The organism is Leisingera sp. ABM4_101 (assembly GCF_056158725.1).
This window is the reverse complement of record NZ_JBSWTV010000002.1, coordinates 53,536-76,609: the sequence shown is the minus strand read 5'-3', so window position 1 is coordinate 76,609 and position 23,074 is coordinate 53,536. Positions and strand designations below refer to the sequence as shown.

At 60.1% G+C, this 23,074-nt stretch carries 20 protein-coding genes and 2 pseudogenes; 6 read left to right on the top strand and 16 right to left on the bottom strand.

Translation table 11 applies throughout. From position 1 onward, the window contains the following. Window positions 1-112: 112 nt before the first annotated feature. Window positions 113-1,780: a hypothetical protein gene (locus tag ACXAEK_RS01415; RefSeq protein WP_475039391.1), complete on the bottom strand. Its 1,668-nt coding sequence runs from the start codon at window positions 1,778-1,780 to the stop codon at window positions 113-115. A 258-nt stretch (window positions 1,781-2,038) separates the two neighbouring features. Between ACXAEK_RS01415 and ACXAEK_RS01410 the strand changes: the two genes are divergently transcribed. The 3 genes and pseudogenes from ACXAEK_RS01410 to istB all read left to right on the top strand — a co-directional run bounded on the left by ACXAEK_RS01410 (window position 2,039) and on the right by istB (window position 5,700). Then, window positions 2,039-3,058, top strand: coding sequence for an IS110 family RNA-guided transposase (locus ACXAEK_RS01410; protein WP_475039390.1), 1,020 nt, complete (start codon window positions 2,039-2,041; stop codon window positions 3,056-3,058). Between the two features lie 342 nt (window positions 3,059-3,400). Beyond that, window positions 3,401-4,931 (top strand): annotated as a pseudogene (gene istA / locus ACXAEK_RS01405) (IS21 family transposase). A gap of 10 nt (window positions 4,932-4,941) precedes the next feature. Next, the gene (istB, locus tag ACXAEK_RS01400; RefSeq protein ID WP_475039388.1) at window positions 4,942-5,700 is read left to right on the top strand and encodes an IS21-like element helper ATPase IstB; all 759 of its coding nucleotides are present in this window, start codon (window positions 4,942-4,944) and stop codon (window positions 5,698-5,700) included. A gap of 31 nt (window positions 5,701-5,731) precedes the next feature. On the opposite strand, the gene ACXAEK_RS01395 is transcribed toward istB, so the two are convergent. Then, the gene (locus ACXAEK_RS01395) at window positions 5,732-6,766 is read right to left on the bottom strand and encodes a recombinase family protein (protein ID WP_475045155.1); all 1,035 of its coding nucleotides are present in this window, start codon (window positions 6,764-6,766) and stop codon (window positions 5,732-5,734) included. Window positions 6,767-7,111: 345 nt separating this feature from the next. On the opposite strand from ACXAEK_RS01395, the gene ACXAEK_RS01390 reads away from it, so the two are divergent. Together ACXAEK_RS01390 and ACXAEK_RS01385 are read left to right on the top strand one after the other, a co-directional pair. Beyond that, window positions 7,112-7,357, top strand: a complete 246-nt coding sequence (locus ACXAEK_RS01390) for a transposase (RefSeq protein WP_475039386.1) — start codon at window positions 7,112-7,114, stop codon at window positions 7,355-7,357. 49 nt (window positions 7,358-7,406) lie between these two features. Further along, window positions 7,407-7,775: pseudogene (locus ACXAEK_RS01385) on the top strand (integrase core domain-containing protein); the annotation flags it as partial. Window positions 7,776-7,864: 89 nt separating this feature from the next. Here the strand turns inward: ACXAEK_RS01385 and ACXAEK_RS01380 are convergent. From ACXAEK_RS01380 to ACXAEK_RS01355, 6 genes are all read right to left on the bottom strand, one after another. Continuing rightward, complete coding sequence (locus tag ACXAEK_RS01380; RefSeq protein ID WP_475039384.1) at window positions 7,865-8,596, bottom strand: aspartate/glutamate racemase family protein; 732 nt, start codon at window positions 8,594-8,596, stop codon at window positions 7,865-7,867. A 9-nt stretch (window positions 8,597-8,605) separates the two neighbouring features. Beyond that, window positions 8,606-9,328: an ABC transporter ATP-binding protein gene (locus tag ACXAEK_RS01375; RefSeq protein ID WP_475039382.1), complete on the bottom strand. Its 723-nt coding sequence runs from the start codon at window positions 9,326-9,328 to the stop codon at window positions 8,606-8,608. Between the two features lie 3 nt (window positions 9,329-9,331). Further along, window positions 9,332-10,114 carry an ABC transporter ATP-binding protein gene (locus ACXAEK_RS01370; protein WP_475039380.1) on the bottom strand — a complete coding sequence of 261 codons (783 nt, stop codon included), beginning with the start codon at window positions 10,112-10,114 and terminating at the stop codon, window positions 9,332-9,334. Beyond that, window positions 10,111-11,139, bottom strand: coding sequence for a branched-chain amino acid ABC transporter permease (locus tag ACXAEK_RS01365; protein WP_475039378.1), 1,029 nt, complete (start codon window positions 11,137-11,139; stop codon window positions 10,111-10,113). Before ACXAEK_RS01365 ends, ACXAEK_RS01370 begins: the two co-directional genes overlap by 4 nt. A gap of 4 nt (window positions 11,140-11,143) precedes the next feature. Next, a complete protein-coding gene (locus ACXAEK_RS01360) occupies window positions 11,144-12,013 on the bottom strand; it encodes a branched-chain amino acid ABC transporter permease (protein WP_475039376.1) in 870 nt (289 codons plus the stop codon). Between the two features lie 98 nt (window positions 12,014-12,111). Further along, window positions 12,112-13,299, bottom strand: a complete 1,188-nt coding sequence (locus tag ACXAEK_RS01355; protein ID WP_475045154.1) for an ABC transporter substrate-binding protein — start codon at window positions 13,297-13,299, stop codon at window positions 12,112-12,114. Window positions 13,300-13,428: 129 nt separating this feature from the next. Between ACXAEK_RS01355 and ACXAEK_RS01350 the strand changes: the two genes are divergently transcribed. Continuing rightward, a complete protein-coding gene (locus tag ACXAEK_RS01350; protein WP_475039374.1) occupies window positions 13,429-14,223 on the top strand; it encodes a GntR family transcriptional regulator in 795 nt (264 codons plus the stop codon). A gap of 290 nt (window positions 14,224-14,513) precedes the next feature. Here ACXAEK_RS01350 and ACXAEK_RS01345 read toward each other — a convergent pair whose 3' ends face one another. From ACXAEK_RS01345 to ACXAEK_RS01310, 8 genes are all read right to left on the bottom strand, one after another. Further along, on the bottom strand, window positions 14,514-15,530 hold the full coding sequence (locus ACXAEK_RS01345) for a proline racemase family protein (protein WP_475039372.1): 1,017 nt from the start codon (window positions 15,528-15,530) through the stop codon (window positions 14,514-14,516). A gap of 12 nt (window positions 15,531-15,542) precedes the next feature. Further along, entirely contained in the window at window positions 15,543-16,298 is a 756-nt protein-coding gene (locus ACXAEK_RS01340) for an SDR family NAD(P)-dependent oxidoreductase (protein ID WP_475039371.1), read from the bottom strand. Window positions 16,299-16,302: 4 nt separating this feature from the next. Then, window positions 16,303-17,058, bottom strand: coding sequence for an SDR family NAD(P)-dependent oxidoreductase (locus tag ACXAEK_RS01335; RefSeq protein WP_475039370.1), 756 nt, complete (start codon window positions 17,056-17,058; stop codon window positions 16,303-16,305). Window positions 17,059-17,061: 3 nt separating this feature from the next. Continuing rightward, window positions 17,062-18,540 carry an aldehyde dehydrogenase family protein gene (locus tag ACXAEK_RS01330; RefSeq protein WP_475039368.1) on the bottom strand — a complete coding sequence of 493 codons (1,479 nt, stop codon included), beginning with the start codon at window positions 18,538-18,540 and terminating at the stop codon, window positions 17,062-17,064. 44 nt (window positions 18,541-18,584) lie between these two features. Then, complete coding sequence (locus ACXAEK_RS01325) at window positions 18,585-19,823, bottom strand: NAD(P)/FAD-dependent oxidoreductase (protein WP_475039366.1); 1,239 nt, start codon at window positions 19,821-19,823, stop codon at window positions 18,585-18,587. A gap of 65 nt (window positions 19,824-19,888) precedes the next feature. After that, entirely contained in the window at window positions 19,889-20,779 is an 891-nt protein-coding gene (dapA, locus tag ACXAEK_RS01320; protein ID WP_475039365.1) for a 4-hydroxy-tetrahydrodipicolinate synthase, read from the bottom strand. Continuing rightward, window positions 20,776-22,320, bottom strand: coding sequence for a choline-sulfatase (gene betC / locus ACXAEK_RS01315; RefSeq protein WP_475039363.1), 1,545 nt, complete (start codon window positions 22,318-22,320; stop codon window positions 20,776-20,778). Before betC ends, dapA begins: the two co-directional genes overlap by 4 nt. Before the next feature lie 2 nt (window positions 22,321-22,322). Further along, window positions 22,323-23,069, bottom strand: coding sequence for an amino acid ABC transporter ATP-binding protein (locus ACXAEK_RS01310; protein ID WP_475039362.1), 747 nt, complete (start codon window positions 23,067-23,069; stop codon window positions 22,323-22,325). Window positions 23,070-23,074: the final 5 nt, after the last annotated feature.

Genomic DNA, 23,074 nt, shown 5'->3' with positions numbered 1-23,074 from the left:
CAGGACATTCATCGTGTCAGGCCGCGACGCAGTACAGCTTTGCCGCAGCGGACCTTGAACAGATGGAGTTCCTACAGAGCGGTATACCTAAAGAGCCTCTCTCGAGATTGGTTCACTCGTCGAACCCGCGAACCACTTTGATCAATCTGCGAAATTCTTGATCATCAGCGGCCTGCTTCCAGAAGTTGATAAAACGACAAACAAGCTGAAGGTTGCCTTTTTCGTAGTGTCCATCGCTGTCGATACGATCTAGAGACGGTAACATGTTGGCGTCTTTGTGTGCTCCTTGGTACTGGAACGGCAGTCCTGTGATCGCGCAGCGATCTTCTTGGACATCCAGCAAATACCTGAGAAACTTTTCCAACTCGTAGTCCTTCATTCGCAGTGCTTTGTCTTTCAATTTCCTTTCGACCGTTTGGCCGTTTGAGTTGAAAACTGTTTTTCCTACGGAGTATTTCATGTCGGCAATCGAACGTTCGCGTGCACCGAGCACGCGGTCACTGGCTCCCTTGCCTTCGTCGATCTCTCCGGCAGCCTCCATTTTGAGAAGTGATGAGAACAACCAAACCAGCGAATGCGCGTCGATTAGCCTGACGGTTTCTAGGCCAGTTTCAGCCTTTATGGCGACACGGATTATTGACAAGGTATCGGTGTACGCTTTGTAGTTCTCCCAGCTGCACTTGCCTCTTGTGCGCAGGTCTATACCAATCGCCTCAAAAGCCCTGTCAAAGCCTGTGGGCTGTATCGGCATGAAGCAGTCCAAATCTTTTAGGAAGAAGAGATACGCGAGCAGTGGGTACTTCCCGCCGGTCGCGTTTTTCAGAGCTTCAAAGATCGCTGCCTCATCTGCCTCTGCTTGGAACAGCTTGAAGATCAAATCTTCCAAGTGCCGGAGCCCGATGCCGGAGGTCTTTGCTTCTAATAGAGCGCAGTGATCGCGGTTGGCGTGACCGAAGCGATTCTGCCAAAAGACAAGATCGTTGTTTAGGTCCCCATGGGATGCTTGGATTTCAATTGCATCGATTGTCTGCTTGATGATCTTACCGCAACCGATATCTTCCTCTTTCCAACTGCTACTCTTCAGTTGCGCAAGAGCATGGTCTCTTAGGCGCGGCTTGTAACTCTCCCAAGCGGCAATCAATCCCTCGTCAAAACCTTTGAAACGATCGCCGGAAAAACGCTCCAGCAAGTCCTGGAAGCGCGCGAAAGCTGGAGCAAAGTCGAAGTCTTCTTCGCCGCTGAAGCTGTGCAGGCTGAATGCTTCACCAAGAGGTCGATCGACAAATTCAGATTTGAGCGGCGGCTCACCAAACACGGGAATCTCTGTAACCCTCAATGCAAGAGCCCGCTCAACCTCATCGGGCTCTAATGCCGGGCTCCATGCGGCAATTGCCCGTCCCTTCTCAGGTTGGTAGGTTCGAAAGGCAATCTGATCCAGCCGCACCAGTTGCGTCACGCGCCAACCTCGTCGAACAGGAAGGGCGAAAGTCCACTTGTCTTCCCAGCCATTTTCGCGCTTGCGCTGCATTCCCTTTTCAGAGGCTTTGTCGATGTCGCCGATCGGTGTGGTTTCGATCTGTAGGAAGCCCAAGACCCGCAATATGTCAGACGAAACAGTGCTTGCGGAACCAGCGCCATAGATCATGATGAGGTCACCGGAAGTAGCCTTAGACAATATGTGCGTTCGATTGGCTTCCTTCGACCAACCGATATATCCATCTTCTTCGGGAGAAAACCCGAAGAAAGACCTGAGCCAGATATTGGGCAGTCTTGCTTCCATGCCGTTCTGCATAACCTCCCTTATTGCCTCAGACACGAGGCTGACCTTTCAGTTTACTCAAAGCACTTCGCGCTGTGCCGATTGTGCCTTTGAAGGTTTTCGTGGACGTCCATTTCCGCCAACCAGTTATTCGCTCACAATTTTGACGACCTCAACAAGTGGACGGCCCATAGCGGATGAGGTGGGTGGCTCCTGCTCCACCGGCATCGAATGTGCCAAAATGCAGTTATCATCGACTGCTAGGAAAGGAGCCGCCCAATGACAGTAAAGACCGTAGGTCTGGATCTGGCCAAGGATGTTTTTCAAGTGCATGGCATTTCGGAGAATGGTCGGGCTATCTTCAACAAGTCCATCAAGCGAGCGAAACTGCTTAGCTTCTTTGAGACGCTTCCACCGTGCAGGGTTGGCATGGAAGCCTGCGGCTCGTCCCATCACTGGGGTCGCGAGCTGCGCAAATTGGGGCACGACGTGAAGCTCATGCCCGCCGGATACGTCAAACCCTACGTGAAGCGCGGCAAGAACGACGCTGTGGATGCTGAAGCGATCTGCGAAGCGGTTCGACGCCCGACCATGCGCTTTGTCGAGATCAAGACAGAGGAACAGCAGGCCATTCTGTCAATCCATCGCACGCGTGATCTGGCGGTCCGTCAGCGTACGCAGATGGCCAACATGATCCGCAGTCTTTTGCGCGAATTTGGGCACATTTTGCCCATTGGGATCGAAGCCGTGACGGCTTTTGCAAAGCGTCACCTTGATGGCGACCAACCAGAGTTGCCGGAGATCGCGAACGGCATGCTTGGCATACAGTGCTATCAATTCATCGGCCTGAACGCGCGCATCGATGGATATTCCAAGATGATCGAACAACATGTCCTGCTGAATGCAGATGCGCGCAGATTGATGCGCATGCCTGGCATCGGCCCGATCACGGCTTCAGCGATTGCCGCCACGATTGGCGATGCAAAACAGTTCCGGACCGGACGCGATCTGGCAGCTTGGCTCGGACTGACCCCGCTGAACAAGTCCAGCGGTGGCAAGGAACGTCTTGGCAAGATCACGAAGCAGGGTGATCGCTACATTCGCAAGCTGTTGGTCGTAGGCATGACATCTCGCGCCGTGATGGCGAAACGCTCACCAGAAAAGGTTGATCTCTGGACGGCTAAGATCATCGCAGACAAACCATTCCGATTGGCAACAACCGCCATGGCCAACAAGGCCGCTCGGGCTATCTGGGCGATGCTCACGAAGAAACAGGAATACCGGCAGCCTGCGTTCTAACCGCGCCGCCTGCCCACGAGATGCAAGACGTTGAAGTGATGATGCGGAATTAAGTCAACCAAGAGCAAGGACACTCCGGGAAGGTCCGCGGCCCTCAGAGGTCGATAAGCCGAATGGAACCTCGCTCGCGGAATTCATCAGGGCCAGTGGCGACAACGTCGCCACACAAACAGGCTGCGTATTCCGGGCGCATGCGCCCGGTGATTCCGATCTGATGCGCCCACCCATTCCGATTTTATCCGCCCATCAATTCCGGGGTATGCGCCCACCCCTCTGACGTGTTGCTGCGAGGCGATCTGCAGCCCGCTACCTTGCCGTTCTTTTGGGACCGGAGGGAGCGCGATGAAGAGATTGCCAATGCGGAAGATACGAGACGTACTGAGACTTTCAGCCGAAGGCCTATCGACCCGCCAGATGGCGTCGAGCCTGGCGATTGGCCGCACGACCCTGCGGGGATACCTGGATCGCGCCCGCGATGCTGGCTTGAGCTGGCCGCTGCCGCCGGAGATGTCCTATGCGGAACTCGAGGAGCGGTTGTTCGCCGCGTCTGCTCGTGCCAGCCAGCGCCGTACATTGCAACCAGACTGGTCCTATGTCCACCGAGAGTTGCGCCGCAAGGGTGTCACGCTTTCCCTTCTGTGGGAGGAGTACCGCGAGGCCCATCCTGACGGCTATGGTTACAGCCGCTTTTGCGAACTCTATACCCGCTGGGAAGGCAAGCTGTCGCCGGTGATGCGCCAGCGCCATCCCGCAGGCGAGCGGCTGTTCGTCGACTATGCCGGTGCCACGATTGACGTGGTCGACCCCGAGACCGGCGAAGTGCGCGCCGCGCAACTGTTTGTTGCCACTCTCGGCGCTTCCAACTTCACCTTTGCCGAGGCGACCTGGACCCAGACGCTGCCGGATTGGATCTCCAGCCACGTGCGTGCCTTTTCCTTTATGGGGGGCGCGGCCGCCCAGGTGGTGCCCGATAATCTGCGGGCTGGCGTCACCAAGGCCTGCTTCTACGATCCTGAGGTCAACCGCACTTACGCGGATCTGGCCGCGCACTACGATACTGCCGTGGTGCCCGCGCGGCCGCGCAAACCAAAAGACAAGGCGAAGGTCGAGAGTGCTGTCCTGCTGGTCGAACGCTGGATCCTGGCGCGGCTGCGCAACCGGCAATTCTTCAGCCTTGAGGAAGTAAACGCTGCCATCCGCCCGTTGCTGGACAGGCTCAACAGCAAGGTCTCCCGCCACCTTGGCGCCAGCCGCCGGCAGCTGTTTCGATCAGTTGGACAGGCCCGCCTTGAAGCCGTTGCCGGCGGAGCCCTACGTCTATGCCGAATGGAAGAAGTGCCGCGCAGGGATCGACTACCACATCGCAATCGGACGGCATTACTATTCCGTGCCGCACCAGTTGGTGAAGAAAGAGCTGTGGGCCCGCATCACCGGCCGCACGGTGGAGGCCTTCCATTGTGGACAACGCGTGGCTTCGCATGTCCGCACCTCCGGCAACGGACAGCACTCCACTCAGCGGGATCATATGCCCGCCCATCACCGGTTCCGCGAAGATTGGACGCCGCAGCGTATCCATGCCCGGGCCGCCCGTGTGGGCCCCAATGTGGCGATCTTCACCGAGGTGGTGATGCGCGGGCGCAAGCACCCCGAACAGGGTTACCGCACCTGCCTGGGCGTGATCCGGCTGGCCGACAAGTTCGGCCGGAACCGCCTCGACGCTGCCTGCAAGCGGGCGCTCGAGATCAACACCCGTTCCTATTCATCGGTCCATTCGATCCTGAAGAATGGGCTGGAGCGCAAGCCCCGCACCCGCGCCACGGAGGAGCCTGCAATCACCCACCCCAACATCCGCGGCGCCGACTACTTCCATTGAAAGGATATTTATGCTGACCCACCCAACCCTCGACCGCCTGAAAGCCCTGCGCCTTGATGGCATGGCAGAAGCCTTTGCCGAATTGCAGGCGCAGGACAGAGCCGCCGATCTGACCCACGCCGAATGGCTGGGCCTGCTTGCCGACCGCGAAGCCGCCAGCCGCGAGACCAAGCGCTTTGACGCCCGCATGCGCGCGGCCAGGTTGCGCCATGTGGGCGCCTGCCCGGAAGATGTCGATTATCGCGCCCCCCGCGGCCTCGACAAGGCGCTGTTCAAGAGCCTGCTCACGGGCAAGTGGATCGCCGAAAAGCGCAATCTGATCATCACCGGCCCGTGCGGGGTCGGCAAAACGTGGCTGGGCTGCGCTCTGGCGCAGACCGCCTGCCGCGATGGCGTCACCGTGCTTTACAAACGCCTGCCGCGCCTCTTCGAGGAGCTCGAAATGGCCCATGGGGATGGCCGCTTCCCCCGCCTGTTCCGTAGCCTCACAAAAGCTCAGTTGCTGATCCTCGATGACTGGGGGCCGGACCGGCTAACCGCACCGCAGCGCCGCGATCTGATGGAGATCGTCGAAGACCGCTACGGCCGCGGCTCAACCATGATCACCAGCCAACTGCCCATCAAGGCATGGCACGATATCATCGGCGAACCCACATTCGCGGACGCTATCCTCGACCGCATCGTTCACAATGCATACCGCCTCGAACTCGAGGGGCAGTCCATGCGCAAGACCATCGCCAAAATGGATGACGGGACACCCCAAACCTGATACCTCGAAACCTATGCCTCACGGCAACGCGTCAAAGGTGGGCGAATAGCCCGGAACAGGTGGGCGCATGTTGTCGGAATGGCTGGGCCGATCCTCCGAAATACGCAAACAGGCCGGACAGACGACAGTACTGACTAAAATACCCGCAAATATCACCAAAACGCTTGCTATGCAGGAGCCACCCACAGATGTCCTTGGAGATCTTGGCAAAGCCACCGCCGCAGCAGCCGCAGGCCATCAGGCCGGAAAACAAGGTCTTGGGGCGGCGCCGGTCCCAGACCGGCACATTGGTGCCCGCGGTCTTCAGTTCGCCCTGGCGGGCCCGGACCGCATCCCAGAGATCCTGTTCGACGATCCGCAAATGCGGGACGTCGGTGACTGTCCAGTCGCTTTCCGGATTCAGGCGGGAGATGCGGTTTCCAGTTTGGGGGACCTTTACGTAACGCAGCCGGTTCCAGATCAGCCGTCCGTTGTAGAGCTCATTGTTCAGGACGCCGATGCCCCTTTGGCGGTTGCCATGGATGGTGGAGGCGCCCCATTGGCGGCCGGAAGGCGCAGGCACGCCTTCAGTATTGACCGCCTCTGCGATCTTATTGGGGGACAGGCCCTTGGCATAATCCTGAAAGATCCTGTGCACGATCTTGGCCTCATTCGGGTTGATCTCGCGCTCGCCGCGGATCAGTTCACCATCCGCTCCGACCTGGTTCCTGATACTATAGCCGTAGGACTTTCCCCCGGCGGACTTCCCTTTCAGTGCCCTTCCCTTGAGGCCGCGGCGGGTTTTGTCGGCGAGATCCTTGATGAAGAGAGAGTTCATTGTCCCTTTGAAGCCGACATGGAGGAGATCAATCTCGCCTTCCGAAACCGTAAAGATCGGCACATCCAGGAAGTTCATCTGCTTGTAGAAACTAGCCGTATGCTCGAGGTCCCGCGCAAGGCGATCCAGGAACTCGGTCACGATCACGTCGAAGGCGCCGCCACTTGCGTCTTGCTGCAAGCGCTGAAACTCGGGCCGGTGCTGTGTCCGGCCGGAGACCACGTGGTCGGAATAGTTTCCTTCAACAATCCAGCCACGTGCTTAGATCATGCTGCGGCAGAGGCGAAATTCATCCTCGATCGAAGTGTCGCGGTGCAATTGCGTTGAATAGCGGGCGTAGATGGCAGCTCTGAGCTTGGGCTGGGACACGGCGGTTCTCCGGTGGTTTGATGTTAACCGAAAAAATTGCCGTCCTGGTGGTCGGATTTTGCGCCGCCGTTGACAGGTACTCTTCTCTGCCATTGCTCTGGCTGCAACGGTCATCTGCTGGCTCTGAAACTCAAAGTGTTCAAACTCTGAGCCACTACTGCTTCCGAGGAAAGGGGACGGAAGTTGGCTCGGAATCGGTAAACGGACGAGGATATCCCGCAGCTTTTGCGGGAGGTTGAACGGAAGTTGGCGGATGGCAGCGAAGTGCGCAGTGCTTGCCGTAGTGCCGGTGTTAGCGATGCGACCCTCTACACTTGGCGGCGCCGGTTCGATGGCATGGGCAGGTCTCAGCTGTCGGAGCTGCGCAGCCTGGAGAAAGAGAACGCCCGGCTGAAGAAGACTATGGCAGAGCTTGAGCTGGACAAGCTGATCCTCAAGGAAAGCCTGAGCTACCTAAAGCAGAAAGCCTGACGCCGAGCCAGCTTCGTCAGGCTGTCATTCACTCGCGTCAGTCTGGACCCGGATGCGTTCCGAAGACGTCCTGGAGGTGCTCTGCGGCATGTTTCTTCGCCACGGGAAGCCAGAGTTCGTCCGCAGCGACAACGGCCCGGAGTTCGCGTCTCAGGCGACCCAGAGCTGGCTCGAGAAAGTTGGCGTGAACCCGATCCGGATCTATCCGGGATCCCCTTGGGAGAACGGGTACAACGAGCGGTTCAATGGCACTCTCCGCCACGAGGTTCTCAATGCGGAATGGTTCACAACAACCAAACAGGCCCAGGCCGTCATCAATTGCTGGCTCAGACAAAACAATCAAACCCGCCCGCATCAGGCACTTAAAATGCGCCCGCCAGTGCTCGAAACTGAACTTCGAATTGGCAGATGGAAATGAGCCGGACAGGGCGGCACTAAATCGTGACACGTCCAAAGCTGATGCTTGATGGCTCCGAACTTCAGCTACTTTTGTTGATCCTGCGTACCTTATTGGGAACCCACTTGGACGGCACTTTGCTCAGATTGAATTTTGTCGACAGCCGCGGCATAGGCACCAGCCTTAGATGTCGATAGCCTCGCAGCGACCAGGGCCTCCGCCATGCCGACGGCACAGGAAACACCGTCGATCACAGGGATGCCAAACTCCTCAGATAGCATTTGCATCAGGTCTGTCATGCCAGCACATCCCAGAACAATTGCCTCGGCTTTGTCTTCAGTAATGGCTGCCGCAATCACTGACCGGATTTCCTCAAGGCTGCCAGGGTCGTTTTCTTCCAATTTGAGAACAGGAATATCGGTTGCTCTGATGCTGGCGCATTTCGCCTCCAGCCCATATCGTTTGACATTGTCCGAAATGCCAGCGACCGAGCGGCTGAGGGTCGTTACAACAGAGAACCTATGTGACACCATGGACGCCGCATGATAGCCAGCCTCACCAATGCCGATAACCGGGACGTCAAACAGGCAGCGCAAAGCATCAAGCCCGGTGTCGTCAAAACAGGCGATGATCACTGCGTCGGCATCCTTGTGTCGCCGCGCCTCGTCCAGCAGGCCGGGCAGGCAGGCCGCGACGTCATAGAACCCTTCGATGCTGTAAGGGCCGGATTTCGAATTCGTCGCCACGATATCAGTGTCCGGCCGGGCCACGTTCAAGGCAGTCGCTTCGGCCTTGCGTGTCATCGAGGCCGTGGTGTTCGGGTTGATCAAGAGTAGTTTCATGCCATTCCCTCACACATCGCCGCCAAGGTAGGCAGCCTTGATCCGGTCATCATGCAGCAGTTCTTTAGAGGTGCCTTCGATCACCACATTGCCGGTGCTCATCGCGTAGGCTCGGTGCGAGATCGACAGTGCCATACGCGAGTTCTGTTCGACCAGAAGCACGGAAACCCCTTCATCGCGGTTGATCGCCACGATAGAGCGGGCGATGTCTTGCACCAGCTTGGGCGCGATGCCCAGCGAAGGCTCATCAAGCAGCAACAACCGGGGCTTCGCCATCAGCGCGCGCCCGATCACCATCATCTGCTGTTCGCCCCCTGAAAGCGTGCCAGCCGACTGAGCGTATCGCTCCTTGAGCCGGGGAAAGCGTTCCAGCACGCCGTCCAGCGTTTCCCGCACCCCCGAACTCTTGCCGCGGGTAAAGGCCCCCATCAGCAGGTTGTCCTTGACGGTCATGTAAGGGAACACGCGGCGGCCTTCGGGCACCATGGCGATGCCTCCTGCCACGATGTCGGCGGGATTGCTGCCATCAATCCGTTGCCCTTCGAAATGCACGCTGCCCGAATGGAGTTTCGCCAGCCCGGTTACTGCCCGCAGGATCGAGCTTTTGCCCGCACCATTGGCCCCGATTAGCGCGACGGTTTCGCCTTTTTCCAGATCAATGGACACGCCTTTAAGCGCATAGACGTGATCGTAGTAGAGCTCAACATCCTTGAATTCCAACATCCTGCTCATGGCTTACATCCCAATCTCGTCATCGGCGCTGCCCAGATAGGCCTCGATCACGCGTTCGTCGTTCTGGATCTGGGCGGGGGTGCCCTCGGCGATCATCTCGCCAAAATTCAGCACCACGATCCGGTCGGAAATCTTCATCACCGCCGGCATGTCATGTTCCACCAGGAGCACGGTCACGCCGCGTTCGTCGCGGACCTTGCGCACCAGATCGACCATGGTCATGGTTTCGTCGTGGTTCATCCCGGCAAAGGGTTCGTCCAGCAAGAGCACGCTGGGATCGGTGGCCAGACCAATGGCGATCCCCAGCGCCCGCAGATTGCCCTGGGGCAGGTTTGACGCCTGCTCTGCCGCGATGTCGGACATGCCCAGGAATTCGATCAGCTCGTCAGCGTAACGACCAAAGTTTTCGACATCCTTATGCGCCGCAGCCGATCCCCAGAAATACCCCGCCAGCGACGCCTTGGCCCGCAGATGCTGGGCCACGATCACGCTTTCCCGCACGGTCATGCTTTTGAAGATCGTGGTTTCCTGAAAGGTGCGCACCACGCCCTTGCGGGCAACGGTGTGGGGTTTGAGGTTGGAGATCCGCTCTCCCCGGAATAGCACCTGCCCGGATGTGGTGGGCAGGAAGGAGGAGATCATCTTAAACAGGGTGGATTTCCCGGCCCCGTTCGGCCCGATCACCGACAGGATTTCGTTTTCCTGCACCTCGAAACTGATGTCGCTATTGGCTGTCAGACCACCGAATTTCTTGGTGACGTTCTGAACCTGAAGAAGTGCGCTCATTCGCCCGGCTCCCCGATTTTAGAGGCGGGTTTGCCCCCGGTTTCGCCTTTGGACGACAGGCCCGGCAGTTTCAGGCTCAGCAAGCCATTGGGCAGAACCAGCATCAGCAGGATCAGCAGGCTGGAATAGATCAGCATCTGATACTTGCCGAATTCAAACAGCAGGTCCCAGCCGAAATACAGAACCAGCGTGCCCAGCATCGGTCCGAACACATAGCCAAGGCCGCCCAGGAAGCAGTTCAGCATGAAGTTGACGCTGTCTGCGACCTGAAAGCTCGACGGGTAAACCGACTGCGCGATCGACCCGAACATCGCCCCGCCGATGCCGCCAAAGAAGGACGAAATCGCGAAGATGATGATGCGCACGTAGGAAATATTGACGCCGATGGAACTGGCGAGCTCTTCGTTCTGCTGCATCGACCGGCACAGATGGCCCAGACGCGAATTCACCAATCGGTAAAGCGCGGCGTAGGTCAGCACCATCAGCACGCCGGTGGTGTAGTAAAAGGCGACCCGCGGGTTTTCCAGCGCGGCGAAATCCGGGACCAGGGTCAGGCCAAAGATTGACAGCTCACCCGGCAGCGGGATCGAGGTGATGCCCTTGGCCCCGTTGGTGATCGGCAGCGCCAGCGCGGTCAGGGTAAAGACCTGGGTCAGCACCAGCGTGATCATAGCGAAATAAACGCCGCGCAACCGCAGGATCGGCAGGCCGATAAGCACCGCGACTCCCGCGGCGAACAGCCCTGCCAGCGGCAGCGACAGCCAGAAGGACATACCCGCCTTGGTCACCAGAATGGCAGAGACATAGGCCCCCAGCAGCGCGAACGCTCCCTGCCCGATATTGATGCGTCCGATGTAAAAGGTCAGCCACACCCCGGCGCTGGCGATGGCCAGCAACCCGACCGAGGTGAGGGTAAAGAACAGGTCGGTCCGGCCCAGGGCTGCGATGGTTGCCGGAACGATCACGAACACGGCTACGAGGAAGGACGCGATCCCGGCCCATTGGAGTTTGGAAAGGTTCAGCATCCGCTCATCCCCACGGCTTGCCCATCAGCCCCTGCGGGCGGAAGGCCAGGAAGATCATCAGCGACACAAAGATCAGCAGGTAGGTGATGTCGCCATATTGCGAGAGAACGGCCAGCCCGATGGCTTCGAGAAAGCCCAGAATGATGCCGCCCGCAATAGCGCCCGAAATCACGCCCGCGCCGCCGATCATCACCATCATGAAGGCCTTAATCGAAGTCGGCCCGCCCATGCCCAGATTTACACCCGTGATGGTGACCAGCAACCCGCCAACAAGCCCGGCCAGCATCGCGCCCAGGGCGAAACCGATCATCGAATAGCGGTCGACATTCACGCCCATCAACTGCGCCGCGGTGCGGTCCTGGGCCAACGCACGCAGGGCGCGGCCGGTCTTGGAATACTGCATGAACAGGATGAAGCCGATGATGGACAGAATAGCCAGAACACAGATCAGGATCCGGTCATAGGGCATGATCAGGCGGAAGTCCCAGTTGAACACCCCATCCACGATCTTGGGAACGCCGCGCTGCTTTTCCCCGAACAGCAGCAGGATCACCGCGTCAAAGAAGAAGGCGAGCCCGGCAGCAAGCAACATGGTGCTTTCTTCTCGCGAAGACCTTTTGATCACAGGTGCGAAGAGGAACTTTTCTATCAACGCCCCCAATATAAAAAGCGTCACACAAGACATAAGCAGCCCTAGGACAAAGGGGAAACCCAACTGCCCGTAGAATGTGTAGGTGACGAAGCCACCTAGGACATACATCTGGCCATGCGCAAAATTGAGCACATTCATCAGTGCAAAAATGAGGGTCAGCCCCAGAGCGATCATCGCATACTGCGCACCCAGATAAACCCCGTTCGCAAGTATCTGTTCCATACCGTTCCTGCCGGTTTAGAGTGGCTCCGGGCCAGCTGTGTAAGCGGTCCGGAGTTCAGTTTTTCCAGTGAAAGTTGAGGTTCACCGTTTAACCTGAGTTAGTCTACTTCGGCCACGAACAGGGTTTCGAACGCCCCGTCCTGATAGACATTCACAACCAGCGGCACGGCAACTTGACGCTTTTGCCCAAAGGAAGAAGTACCCACATAGCGCAGCTTGGCATCGCCCTTCATGTAGGGATTAGGCGCCTCGAACGTGTCCATGGTGGTTTGGAAGACGCCAACATCGTCGATGCCCGCCGGGTTAGCCTTTAGCGTTTCAAGGATATATTCCAGCGCATAGACTTTGGTATTGGACTCATCATTGTATTCACCAAACATGTCGGTGTAGCGCTTCACGAATTCCTTCATCGCGTCAGAAGCCAATTCAGGTGTTGAAGCGCCGCCGACCGAAATGAAACCATTGGCCAGATTGCCTGCCCCTTCGCGCAGCACTTGTGCATCCTGAGCTGTTTCAGTGGAAATCAGTCCCTGATATCCCAGCTCCCGGGCCGAACGGATCAGCTGCGGCGCATTAGCTGGCGAAACGCCAGACAGAACCAACAGATCCGGGCGGGTGCGCATGACAGGTGTCAGAACCGGAGTAAAATCGGTAGTGTCGACTTGATAAGTGACGTTGTCCGAAACGACCTCCAGTCCCAAGGCCTTAGCTGCGGCAACGCCACCGTCACGCTGGCTCAGCGGGTCAGATTCATTGGCTGCGATGAAGGCGACGGTTTTGACACCTTTCTTTTCCATCAGGTGTTTGTAGATCGCGGGGCCCGACTGGTAATTCGCGACCATTCCCAGAACCGCGTTTGATGCAGGGGCGGTATAAAGTTCTTTCGGGAAGGCGTAGGGAAAGTACATGATTCCATTGGCCTCGGCCACAGGGCGGACGGCGGCGGCGCCATCATCCACGTTGGGACCGACCACATAATGGATGCCTTCCTGGGCCATCTTCTCCATACCCGCAATCGCGCGCTTGGGATCCTTTTGGTCGTCAAAGGATATGATCTCGATGTCATATGTGGTGCCGCCGATGGTGTAGCCACCCTCTTCGTTGATCCAGGCCGCCCGCGCTTCCATCGAACGCTGGTTGGAAATCCCCCAGGCCGCAGCCGGGCCACTGGTCACGCCGACAAACCCGATTTTCAAAGTCGGGTTTTCGGCAAATGCGCCAGTGCCGGCAAATGCGGATATGGTGGCAGCAGTCACTGCAGATAGAAAAAGAACTCTGCGTTTCATCATCTTTCCTCCGTTGAACTTCATCCGGCACCTGTCGCACCAGATTGACCAGACCACATTCTTACGTTGGTAGGCTTGTAACAGAGAACGATTGTTAACAATCTATGTCAACGATTACTGAAGCTACTGTTGGCAATATTTTCGGTTTTCGCTGACGCAACATCGCAGTATTGTCAGCGTAATGGGGGGCAAATGTGGCAAGTGACGGAGCGCAAAGCCTTGGTTGTGCAGAATATTCACGATGCTGACTCGGCGATGGACGATGAACAGAAAATCGTCGACCGGATCTTTGGTGCTGTCATGCAGCAAACACTGGCTCCCAATACCAAACTAAGCAAATCGACCATTTGCGAGAGTTTCGGCGTTGGCCGGATGAAGGCCAGGCGAGCACTTCTGCTGCTTGCAAGCCAGGGAATCGTTGATCTCAGATCCAATCGCGGGGCTTTTATAGCCAGCCCCGATCAGAAGGATGCTGACGAGATTTTCGAGGCCCGAATTCATATCGAGCCAAGCCTGACTGCGCAGGTTGCGAAGGAGGTCGACGAACAGGGGCTAAAATTGCTGAGAGCGCATATTGCAAAAGAAGGCAACGCGCGACAGGCCGGTGACCGTCAGGAAATCATCAGGTTGTCCGGTGAATTCCACGTTCTCGTCGCTACAGTGTCAGGCAATCTTTTTTTAACACGGACACTTAGAGAGTTAGTGACACGTACCTCTCTTATCGTAGCTATGTTCGGGGCAGGCCGCCCGTCTTGCTGCCGCGACGATGAACACAAGCGGCTTCTTGAAGTCATTGAAGCCCGCGACGCCGCTCGTGCTTCGGAACTTGCCCGAGAGCATCTTGAACATATCAAACTGGATCTCGACTTCACACAAAAACACAAGACCGAGCCGGATCTGGTCAACTTGCTGAAGGCGAGATAATAGTTCTGCGCTTACGTCTCGCATAGGGCAGTACCGGCTCGATTTGACCCGGAAATCACCCTTCCAGAACTGCATATCTTGAGCAGCATTGGTGCAGAGACTGCTTTCACAGCGCTCTGCCCGCACGTAATGCACCAATGGCCCAAAGCCAAGGGGGGCGCAGTGAGACGGGGTGGTAGCCCGGGCGGGGAGGCGTAAGCCTGACGAATTGTTCCCGAATGCGTTGAAAGACAAAGAGACATGCGTCTGCATCCCCGGCCGGAGGCCTTGCAAGACGTCGGTCAGAAGGTTCATCCACCCCAGGTGTCTGACAGGGTAAAGCCTTGCGGGAAGGGGTCGCTTGGGTCCAGCCCAATCTGGGTGATTGCATAAATCCAGCACTGGCCGGATACGCGGTTCCGTGTTGCAGCAAAGGGCCCAACGGCAGTTTCGCCAATGAACTCAGTAGTGAACTCTCCGCCGATGATTGAGCGCGAGGTCAGTACATCGCCTGGACTTACGCGGCTCTCAGCATGCTGCACAGCCATGTTCGCATTCGAGCCGGTTCCGCAAGGCGAGCGGTCCGCGCGCCCGGGACGGAGCGTCGTGCATGTTCGTATCACACCGTCGGAATCGGTAGAACGGAACATGACATAGGCCAGGCCGTTGAGAGCAGGTACGGTCGGGTGTGCCGGGTCTTCTCTCTCGGCAATCAGGTTCCGCAGGGCGACCCCCTTCACGGCGAGGTCGCGGGCGTTCTCTGGTGCGATGGTGAGCCCGGTTTGCTCCACATCCACGAGCGCGTAGAACACACCGCCAAAGCAAAGGTCATAGGTAACCGCCCCCCATTCCACCGTCTCGATCACCGCATCTTTTTTGGCGACGAAGGAAGGAGGCATATCGAGCGTGACCTTGGTGACCTTGCCGCCATTGCAAACAGCCTTCGCGCGTACCAGCCCAGCCGCGGTGTCGAGCACCACCATTGTTTCCGACTCAGTCATCTCCTTCATACCGGTTTCCAGGATCGCGGTCACTGCGCACATGGCATTGGAGCCTGACATCGCATGGGCCTGGTCCGGCTGCAGCACAATGAAGCCGGTGTCGGCCTCGGGCGTGGTGGCGGGCGGCAGTAGCACGACGGATCCGGCCGGGCCGGAGCGCGGCTCGGAACAGAGCAGGCGGCGGATGCTGTCGTCCTGGGTGTTCAGGTAGTCCAGCTTGTCCGCCATCGTGGCGCCTGGGATGTCGAGGAGGCCGCCAGTGACGACGCGGCCGATTTCGCCGGCGCAATGCACGTCGACGGTTTGCAGGGTACGGGTCCAGCGCATGGGGATCTCCTGTCAGGCGACGGCTTGGGCGCCGGTGATTTCGACAACGGAACCGCAGACATAGCCGGCCTCGTCCGAGGCAAGAAAGGCGACCAAAGCAGCGATTTCTTCGGGCTCGCCGATGCGGCCGTAAGGCACTAGCGCGTTGAGATCGGCAAGGCTGCGGCCTGAGCGTGCCAGGTTGCTTTCCAGCATCGGGGTACGGACTTCGCCCGGGGCGACGCCGTTCACCCGGATCTTGTCCGGTGCATAGTCGCGGGCGAGGTTCTGGGTGAAGGCGGCAACGGCGGCCTTGGTGGTGTTATAGGCAATATGGCCGGGGGCAGGGTGCAGTCCCCATTGCGAGGCGGTGTTGACGATGGCACCGCCGCTCTGGGCCTGCATCACCGGGATCACCGCCTGGCACATGTGGAAGAGCGCGTCGATGTTGACTTGGAAGGAGAGGCTCCAGTCCTCGGGCGTGAGCTCCATCAGCGCACCGCGGCGCATCAGGCCTGCGTTGTTGCACAGCACGTCTATACTGCAGCCCTTGGATGTGAGGCCGCGGACAAAGCTGCGGATGGCCTGCGGGTCGGTCAGGTCGACGGCGCCGCAGTTTGCCTTGCCGCCATCTATGCGGATTGCGGCGGCCAGCTCCTCAGCGGCAGCGGCGTTGGTGTCGACGATCCAGACAAAGGCGCCCTCTGCGGTGAGGCGGCGGCAGATTGCGGCGCCAATGCCGCCGGCGCCGCCGGTGACGATGGCTGTCTTGTTTGCGAACCGGTTCATGCGGTTACCTCATCTGGCTGGCGCCGTTTACGTCGAGGACGGCACCGGAAAGGGACGATTGCGAGGGGCGCAGGGCGAAGGCAGTCAGCTCGGCGATTTCATTGGGTTCCGCCATGCGGCCGATGGGAATGCCTGACAGCGCAGCGGCTTCGCCATGCTCGGCGATATAGGCCTCGGACATTTCGGTGCGGACCCAGCCCGGGGCAAGGGCGGTGGCGGTGATGTTGCCGGATCCGAAGCCGCCCGCGATGCTTTGGGTCAAGTTGACCAGCGCGGCCTTGGTGGCGCCGTAAGACATCGCCTCGGCCCGGTAGCCGCCCTGGGCGGCGCGGGAGGCCATGTTGACGATCCTGCCGCCGCCATGGGCGCGGAAGTGGGTGATGGCAGCGCGGCAGAGGTCCGCCGCCGCCAGAAGGTTCACCTGCACGTCGCGCATCCAGGTGGCCTGCCACTGGTCCAGAGGGTCCTCGACCGAGGCGGACAACAGGATGCCCGCGTTGTTGATCAGCGCGTGGATGCGGCCGGCCGCGGCTTCTGCCTCGGCCCAGAGCCGGGAAGGGGCGGCGGGGTCGCTCAGATTAGCGGCAAAGCATAACGCACCGTTGCCAATCTCTGTCGCCAAAGCCTCTGCGGCATCGCGGTTGCGGCCATAGTGCAGCAGCACCCGGGCGCCCTCGCGGGCGAGCTCCCGGGCGATGGCGGCGCCGATGGTGCCGGTGGCGCCGGTCAGCAGTACGGTTTGGCCTGTGAGATACGCCATGGCTCAGCCTTTCAGATACCAGCCCCAGGGTTTGGAGCGGTCGTAGGTGGTGATCTGCTTGGTTTCGAGGTAGTTGTTCAGCCCCCACTCGCCCAGCTCGCGGCCGATGCCGGACTGTTTGTAGCCGCCCCAGGGCGCCTCGGTGAATGTGGGCTGCGAGCAGTTGACCCAGACGATGCCGGCCCGGAATGCGCGGGCGACGCGGTTGGCGCGCTCCAGGTCATTGGACATCACCGCAGCGCCAAGGCCGAAGCGGGAGTCATTGGCCAGTTCGATGGCTTCTTCTTCGGTCCTGAAGGGGCGGATGCAGACGACGGGGCCAAAGATCTCCTCGTTCCAGATCCAAGCGTCGGTGGGCACGTCGGCAAAGATGGCGGGTTCGACATAGCAGCCGTGTTCCAAGCCTTGCGGCACGCCGCCGCCGCAGACCAGCCGGGCACCTTCGGATTTGCCGCGGTCGATGGCGGCGAGGACCTTTTCGTGCTGGCCCTGGCTGACGAGGGGGCCAAGCAGCACGCCGTCTTCCAACCCGTGGCCGATCCTGATCTTCTGCGCCTCTTCCGCGAGGCGGGCCAGCAGCGGCTCATATATGCTTTCTTCGATCAGCACACGGGAGGTGGCGGAGCAGACCTCGCCCTGGTTCCAGAAGATGCCGAACATGATCCATTCGACGGCCTCGTCGATGTCGGCGTCGCCAAAGACCACCATCGGGGATTTGCCGCCCAGTTCCAGACTGACGGTTTTGATCTCCTGCGCGGCGGTGGCCATGATGCGGGCGCCGGTGGGGACCGAGCCGGTGAAGGCGAGCTTGTCAACGCCCGGGTGTTCGGTGAGCGGCTGGCCGGCCTCGGGACCGAAGCCGGTGACGATGTTGAGGACGCCTGCAGGCAGGCCTGCAGCGGTGGCGATGCTGCCCAGCTCCAGAGCAGTAACCGGGGTGAGCTCGGAAGGTTTCAGCACCATGCAGCAGCCTGCGGCGAGGGCCGGGGCAACCTTCCAGGCGGCCATCAGCATGGGAAAGTTCCAGGGGATGATGGCGCCCGCCACGCCGACCGGTTCCTTCACCGCCTTGGAGGTGAACTCCGCCATCGACAGCTCGATGTCCTGTTCGACGCTGTTGTCGAGCCGCTCGGCCAAGTCGGCGTAGAAGTGGAAACAGCCAGCAGTATCCTCGATATCCCAGACCGCTTCGGGCAGGGGTTTGCCGTTGTCGCGCACTTCCAGGCGGGCGAGCTCATCTGTGCGGCGGGTGATCTCGTCACCCATCTTGCGCAGGATGGCGGCGCGCTCAGCACCGGTCGTGCGCGGCCAGGGGCCGGTGTCAAAAGCGTCGCGGGCGGCCTGAACGGCGGCACCGATGTCTGCGGCACTGCCGCGGGCCACCTGGTGGAAGGTTTCGCGGTTCGAAGGGTCCACCACATCGAACATGGCGCCAGAGGCGGAGGCGGTCCATTCGCCGTTGATGAAGAGCTTGTTTTGCATGTTATTTCTCCGGTGCCGGGCAGTGCCCGGTGAATTTCTAAGCGTCAGAAGCGGTCTGCCCTGTAGGCGTGCATGTCGATGTTGGGCTGGCGTCCGGCGATAAGGCTGCGCACCAGCTTGCCGGTGGTGGCGCTGAGGGTAAGGCCAAGCTGGCCGTGGCCGGTGGCCAGGATCACGTTGCCAGCGCCCGGGGCCGGGCCGATGATCGGTTTGGTGTCGGGCGTCAGCGGGCGGCGGCCGATACGGCGCTGGGCGGGTTCGGTTTGTAGGCCGGGCAGAACGCGCTTGGCCTTCTCCACCAGGATTTCGGCGCGCTTCCAGTTCGGCTGGGCATCAAGGCCCGCAAACTCGATACTGCCCGCGACCGCCAGGTCGCTTTCGTAAGGTGTGATGCCAAACCCGCCCTTGGCATAAACCATGGCGTGGGTCACATCGACGCCGGGGGCCGTGAGGCTGGTCTGGTAGCCGATCACCCCCTCCATCTGGATCGCAACACCCAGATCGCGGGCCAGATCCTTGGACCAGGCGCCGGCTGCCAGGACGTATTGGTCGCCGGTGATGGTTTCGCCGCTGTCCGTGCGGACGCCGCCCGCGCCGTTGCCATTGCGTAGGAAACCAGTGGCCCGGGCGCATTTCACCGTGCCGCCGCGATCTGAAAAGACGCGGTGCAGCTCGGTCACGAACCGTTTGGTGTCCACCACCGACCGCCAATCGCGGAACACCGTGGCGCAGGCGAAATCGCCGGCGATGGAGGGTTCCATCTCCTTGGCCTCGTTGCCGGTGATCTCGTCGATCTGGAAGCCGAGCGCGCGGCGCATGTCGTGGAAATCGCGCTCGTGGCCGAGTTCTTCGGCGCTGTCGTAAAGCTCCATCACCGGGGCTGGGCGGAGCAGAACCGACAGGCCGTAGCGCGCCAGCATGGATTGCAGGTCGGCAAGCGACGGCAGGGTGAGGGCGGCGATGTCCGCGCTGATCGCCTTGATCCGGCTGGCCCGGGCGTTGGCGGCAAAGCGCAGGAACCAGGGCAGCACCCCCAGCGCGGAGGAGGCGCGCAAGGTCAGCGGCCCCAAAGGGTCCAGCAGCCAGCCCGGTGCCTTCATTATGATGCCGGGTTTGGAGAGCGGTATCACCTCGCTGACGGCGATGGATCCGCAGGAGGCCCAGCTGGCGCCCTCGCCCACGGGACCGGGTTCCAGCACGGTGACCTGGTGGCCGTCATCCTGCAGCTCCAGCGCGCAAGCGATGCCGACAACGCCGCCGCCAATGACCACGATATGGCTCATGTTTGTCTTGTCCAAAAAGGGGCCGGAGGCGGCAGCGCGTACCTCCCCCGGCCAGGGGAGAGAGGTTACCAGTTCAGGATCGGTTCCATCGCGGTGCGGAACTCGGCCTTTTCCTGATCCGTGAGCGGGCCGAGCGGGGCGCGGCATTCGCCGACGGGCAGGCCCTGCAGCTCGCAGCCGTATTTGATCTTTTGCACGAACTTGCCGGATTCCAGGATATTCATGGCGCGGTAGAGCGTCTTCATCATCTCTTTGGCTTTATCCAGGTCGCCCGCCCTGTAGGTGCGGTCCAGATCGCAGCAGGCCTTGGCCATGCAGTTGGACGGGCCGCAGATCCAGCTGTCCGCACCCCAGAACATGAAGTCGAGCGCAATGTCGTCGGAGCCGGAGACCAGCTGGATCCTGCCCTCGTAGCGCGAGGCGATGTCGATCGCGCGCTGCAGCACGCCGGAGCTTTCCTTGATGCCGATGACGCGGGGGTTGTCGGCGAAATGGTCCATCAGCTCAAAGCTGATGTCGTTGCCGTCCTTCAGCGGGTAGGAGTAGAGCACCAGGTTCACGTCGACCTCGGCCAGCACAGTCTCATAGTGCTTGATCAGCTCTTCCTGGGTCGGACGGGTGTAGAAAGGCGGGGCCAGCAGCACGTTGTCATAGCCGATGTCCTTGGCCATGGCGGTCTGTTCGATCACTTCGCGGGTGGCGGGGGCGTTGGTGCCGGCGATCAGGATTTCATCGTCGTTGGCGAATTCCTTGACGAATTGCAGCACCTGGCGGCGTTCCTCGGTGGACTGGCTGAAGTATTCACCGGTGGAGCCGTTGGGCACCCAGCCGGTGACGCCGGCCTCGCGGAAATGGGTCAGCAGTTTTTCGAAGGCGTTGAAGTCGATGCTGCCGTCGGCGCCGAAGGGGGTGACGAGGGCGGGCATGACGCCCGAGAGTTTGACATTGTAGCTCATGAGGAGGTCCTTTTGGTCTTGTAGGGGAGGTAGCCGCGCTGCTCGACTTCGGGGAAAGCGTCGCCGCGGCGGACATAGTTGGTGTTCTGGGTGAGGGCGCGCGGGGTGAAATCCCAGATTTCCTCGCGGCCCGTGGAAAGGGCGTTGTCGATCAACTTGCGTGCGACCTGGCTGGCGATGACGTCGTCCAGCAGGGTGTCGAGCGGCCAGGTCTGTTCGGCCAGCTCAGTCAGGCGGGCCTCGTCTGCGCTGCCCTGGCCTGCCAGATTGACCTGCTCCAGCGGGTCGGCGGCCAGATCGTAGAATTGCGGCGGGTAGGCGCGGGAGATGATCAGCTTCTTGTCGCCGTCGCGGACGCAGACCCGCGGGGCGGAGGTGCCGCCGTCGATATGTTCGGCATAGACGGGTCCGGTCAGGGTCTCACCGCGCAGGGCGGGCATCAGGCTGCGGCCGTCCAAGGGCGTTTTGATGGCGCTGCCGGTGATACCGCCGATGTCCAGCAGGGTCGGGAAGATGTCCAAGAGCGAGGCAGGTGCCGCAACCCGGCCCGGTGCATGCTCCGGATGGGCGAGGATCAGCGGCACCTGGATTGCCGGGTTGAACAGGGTCTTCTTGAACCACATGCCGCGCTCGCCGATCATGTCACCATGGTCGGAGGCAAAGAGCACCACGGTGTTATCTGCATAGCCGCTGTCCTGCAGCGCCTGCATCAGGCGGCCGAACAGGTCATCGACATATGAGATCATCCCGTAGTAGCCGCGCCGCGCCTTGCGGTAGTCCTGATCGTTCAGTTCACATTTGTCCTGGCCATAGTGGTAGTAGAGCGACTGGCTGTGGGCGTCGCGCTGTTCCACCGGGATATGGGGCACCTGCGGGGCGTCGATGGTCTCTTCCGGGTGGCGGTCCCAGTACTCTTGCGTGGTGACGTAGGGGTCATGCGGGTGGGTCAGCGAGACCGTCATCATGAAGGGGCGGGTGTCGTCGCTGCGCGCCCGGGTATAAAGCTCGCGCACTGCGTGGTGGATGACGTCCTCGTCATAGTCGATCTGCATCGAGCGGGCGACAGGGCCTGCATCGCGCACGGTGTCGATGGTGGAGACGCCGAAGGTATAGGCGCGCTCCTCGTCCTTGTTGTAGTCGCGGAAGTCAGCGTCCGGGGTCCAGGACATATCGGCCGGGTAGATCTCGGTGGTGAGGCGTTCTTCGAAGCCGTGGTACTGGTCGGGGCCGACAAAATGCATCTTGCCTGAGATGCTGGTGTAATAGCCGTTTGCCCGCAGGTAGTGGGCAAAGGTCGGGGTGGAGGCGGTGAACTCAGCCCCGTTGTCGAAGGCGCCGATGCGCGAGGGCAGGCGGCCTGCCATCATGCCGAAACGCGACGGCGCGCACAGAGGATAGGGGCAATAGGCGTTCTCGAACACCGTGCCGCGGGCGGCCAGCGCGTCGATGTTGGGGGTCTTGCAGACGGTGCCGCCATAGGCATTCAGCACAAAAGACGTGAGCTGGTCGACCATGAACAGGATGATGTTGGGTTTTGTCATGGTTAGTGTCCCAGGACTTGGCTGAGGAAGGTTTTGGTGCGTTCGTTTTGCGGGTTGTCGAAGAACTGTTCCGGCGTGCCCTGCTCAACGATCTCACCATCGGCCATGAAGATCACCCGGTCGGCGACCTGGCGGGCAAAACCCATCTCATGTGTGACGCAAACCATGGTCATACCCTCCTCGGCCAGAGACACCATCACGTCGAGCACTTCGGAAATCATCTCCGGGTCCAGTGCCGAGGTGGGTTCATCAAACAGCATGATTTCGGGCTTCATGCAGAGGGCACGAGCGATGGCGACGCGCTGCTGCTGGCCGCCGGAAAGTTGGCCGGGGAATTTGTCCGCCTGTTCGGGGATCTTGACCTTGTGCAGGTATTCCATCGCCACCGCCTCGGCTTCGGTGCGGGGCTGCTTGCGCACCAGGATCGGGGCGAGGGTGCAGTTCTCCAGGATGGTCATATGCGGGAACAGGTTGAAGTGCTGGAACACCATGCCGGTCTCGCGGCGAATCTCGTCGATGTGATCGAGGTTGTCGTCCAGCTCGGTGCCCAGCACGTTGATCGAGCCTGCATGATAATCCTCCAGCTTGTTGATGCAGCGGATCAGGGTCGATTTGCCGGAGCCGGAAGGGCCGCAGACGACGATCTTCTCGCCCTTCCGGATGTCTAGGTTGATGTTCTTCAGCGCGTGAAAGGCGCCATAGTATTTGTCCATTTCGGCGATGCGCACGGCGGTGTCGGTTGCGGGCATGGGTT

Excerpts from the sequence above, each read along its gene's own strand:
- ACXAEK_RS01415 (WP_475039391.1), bottom strand. The coding sequence starts at position 1,780 with ATGGAAGCAAGACTGCCCAATATCTGGCTCAGGTCTTTCTTCGGGTTT.
- ACXAEK_RS01410 (WP_475039390.1), top strand. The coding sequence starts at position 2,039 with ATGACAGTAAAGACCGTAGGTCTGGATCTGGCCAAGGATGTTTTTCAA.
- istB (WP_475039388.1), top strand. The coding sequence starts at position 4,942 with ATGCTGACCCACCCAACCCTCGACCGCCTGAAAGCCCTGCGCCTTGAT.
- ACXAEK_RS01380 (WP_475039384.1), bottom strand. The coding sequence starts at position 8,596 with ATGAAACTACTCTTGATCAACCCGAACACCACGGCCTCGATGACACGC.
- ACXAEK_RS01375 (WP_475039382.1), bottom strand. The coding sequence starts at position 9,328 with ATGAGCAGGATGTTGGAATTCAAGGATGTTGAGCTCTACTACGATCAC.
- ACXAEK_RS01370 (WP_475039380.1), bottom strand. The coding sequence starts at position 10,114 with ATGAGCGCACTTCTTCAGGTTCAGAACGTCACCAAGAAATTCGGTGGT.
- ACXAEK_RS01365 (WP_475039378.1), bottom strand. The coding sequence starts at position 11,139 with ATGCTGAACCTTTCCAAACTCCAATGGGCCGGGATCGCGTCCTTCCTC.
- ACXAEK_RS01360 (WP_475039376.1), bottom strand. The coding sequence starts at position 12,013 with ATGGAACAGATACTTGCGAACGGGGTTTATCTGGGTGCGCAGTATGCG.
- ACXAEK_RS01355 (WP_475045154.1), bottom strand. The coding sequence starts at position 13,299 with ATGAAACGCAGAGTTCTTTTTCTATCTGCAGTGACTGCTGCCACCATA.
- ACXAEK_RS01345 (WP_475039372.1), bottom strand. The coding sequence starts at position 15,530 with ATGCGCTGGACCCGTACCCTGCAAACCGTCGACGTGCATTGCGCCGGC.
- ACXAEK_RS01340 (WP_475039371.1), bottom strand. The coding sequence starts at position 16,298 with ATGAACCGGTTCGCAAACAAGACAGCCATCGTCACCGGCGGCGCCGGC.
- ACXAEK_RS01335 (WP_475039370.1), bottom strand. The coding sequence starts at position 17,058 with ATGGCGTATCTCACAGGCCAAACCGTACTGCTGACCGGCGCCACCGGC.
- ACXAEK_RS01330 (WP_475039368.1), bottom strand. The coding sequence starts at position 18,540 with ATGCAAAACAAGCTCTTCATCAACGGCGAATGGACCGCCTCCGCCTCT.
- ACXAEK_RS01325 (WP_475039366.1), bottom strand. The coding sequence starts at position 19,823 with ATGAGCCATATCGTGGTCATTGGCGGCGGCGTTGTCGGCATCGCTTGC.
- dapA (WP_475039365.1), bottom strand. The coding sequence starts at position 20,779 with ATGAGCTACAATGTCAAACTCTCGGGCGTCATGCCCGCCCTCGTCACC.
- betC (WP_475039363.1), bottom strand. The coding sequence starts at position 22,320 with ATGACAAAACCCAACATCATCCTGTTCATGGTCGACCAGCTCACGTCT.
- ACXAEK_RS01310 (WP_475039362.1), bottom strand. The coding sequence starts at position 23,069 with ATGCCCGCAACCGACACCGCCGTGCGCATCGCCGAAATGGACAAATAC.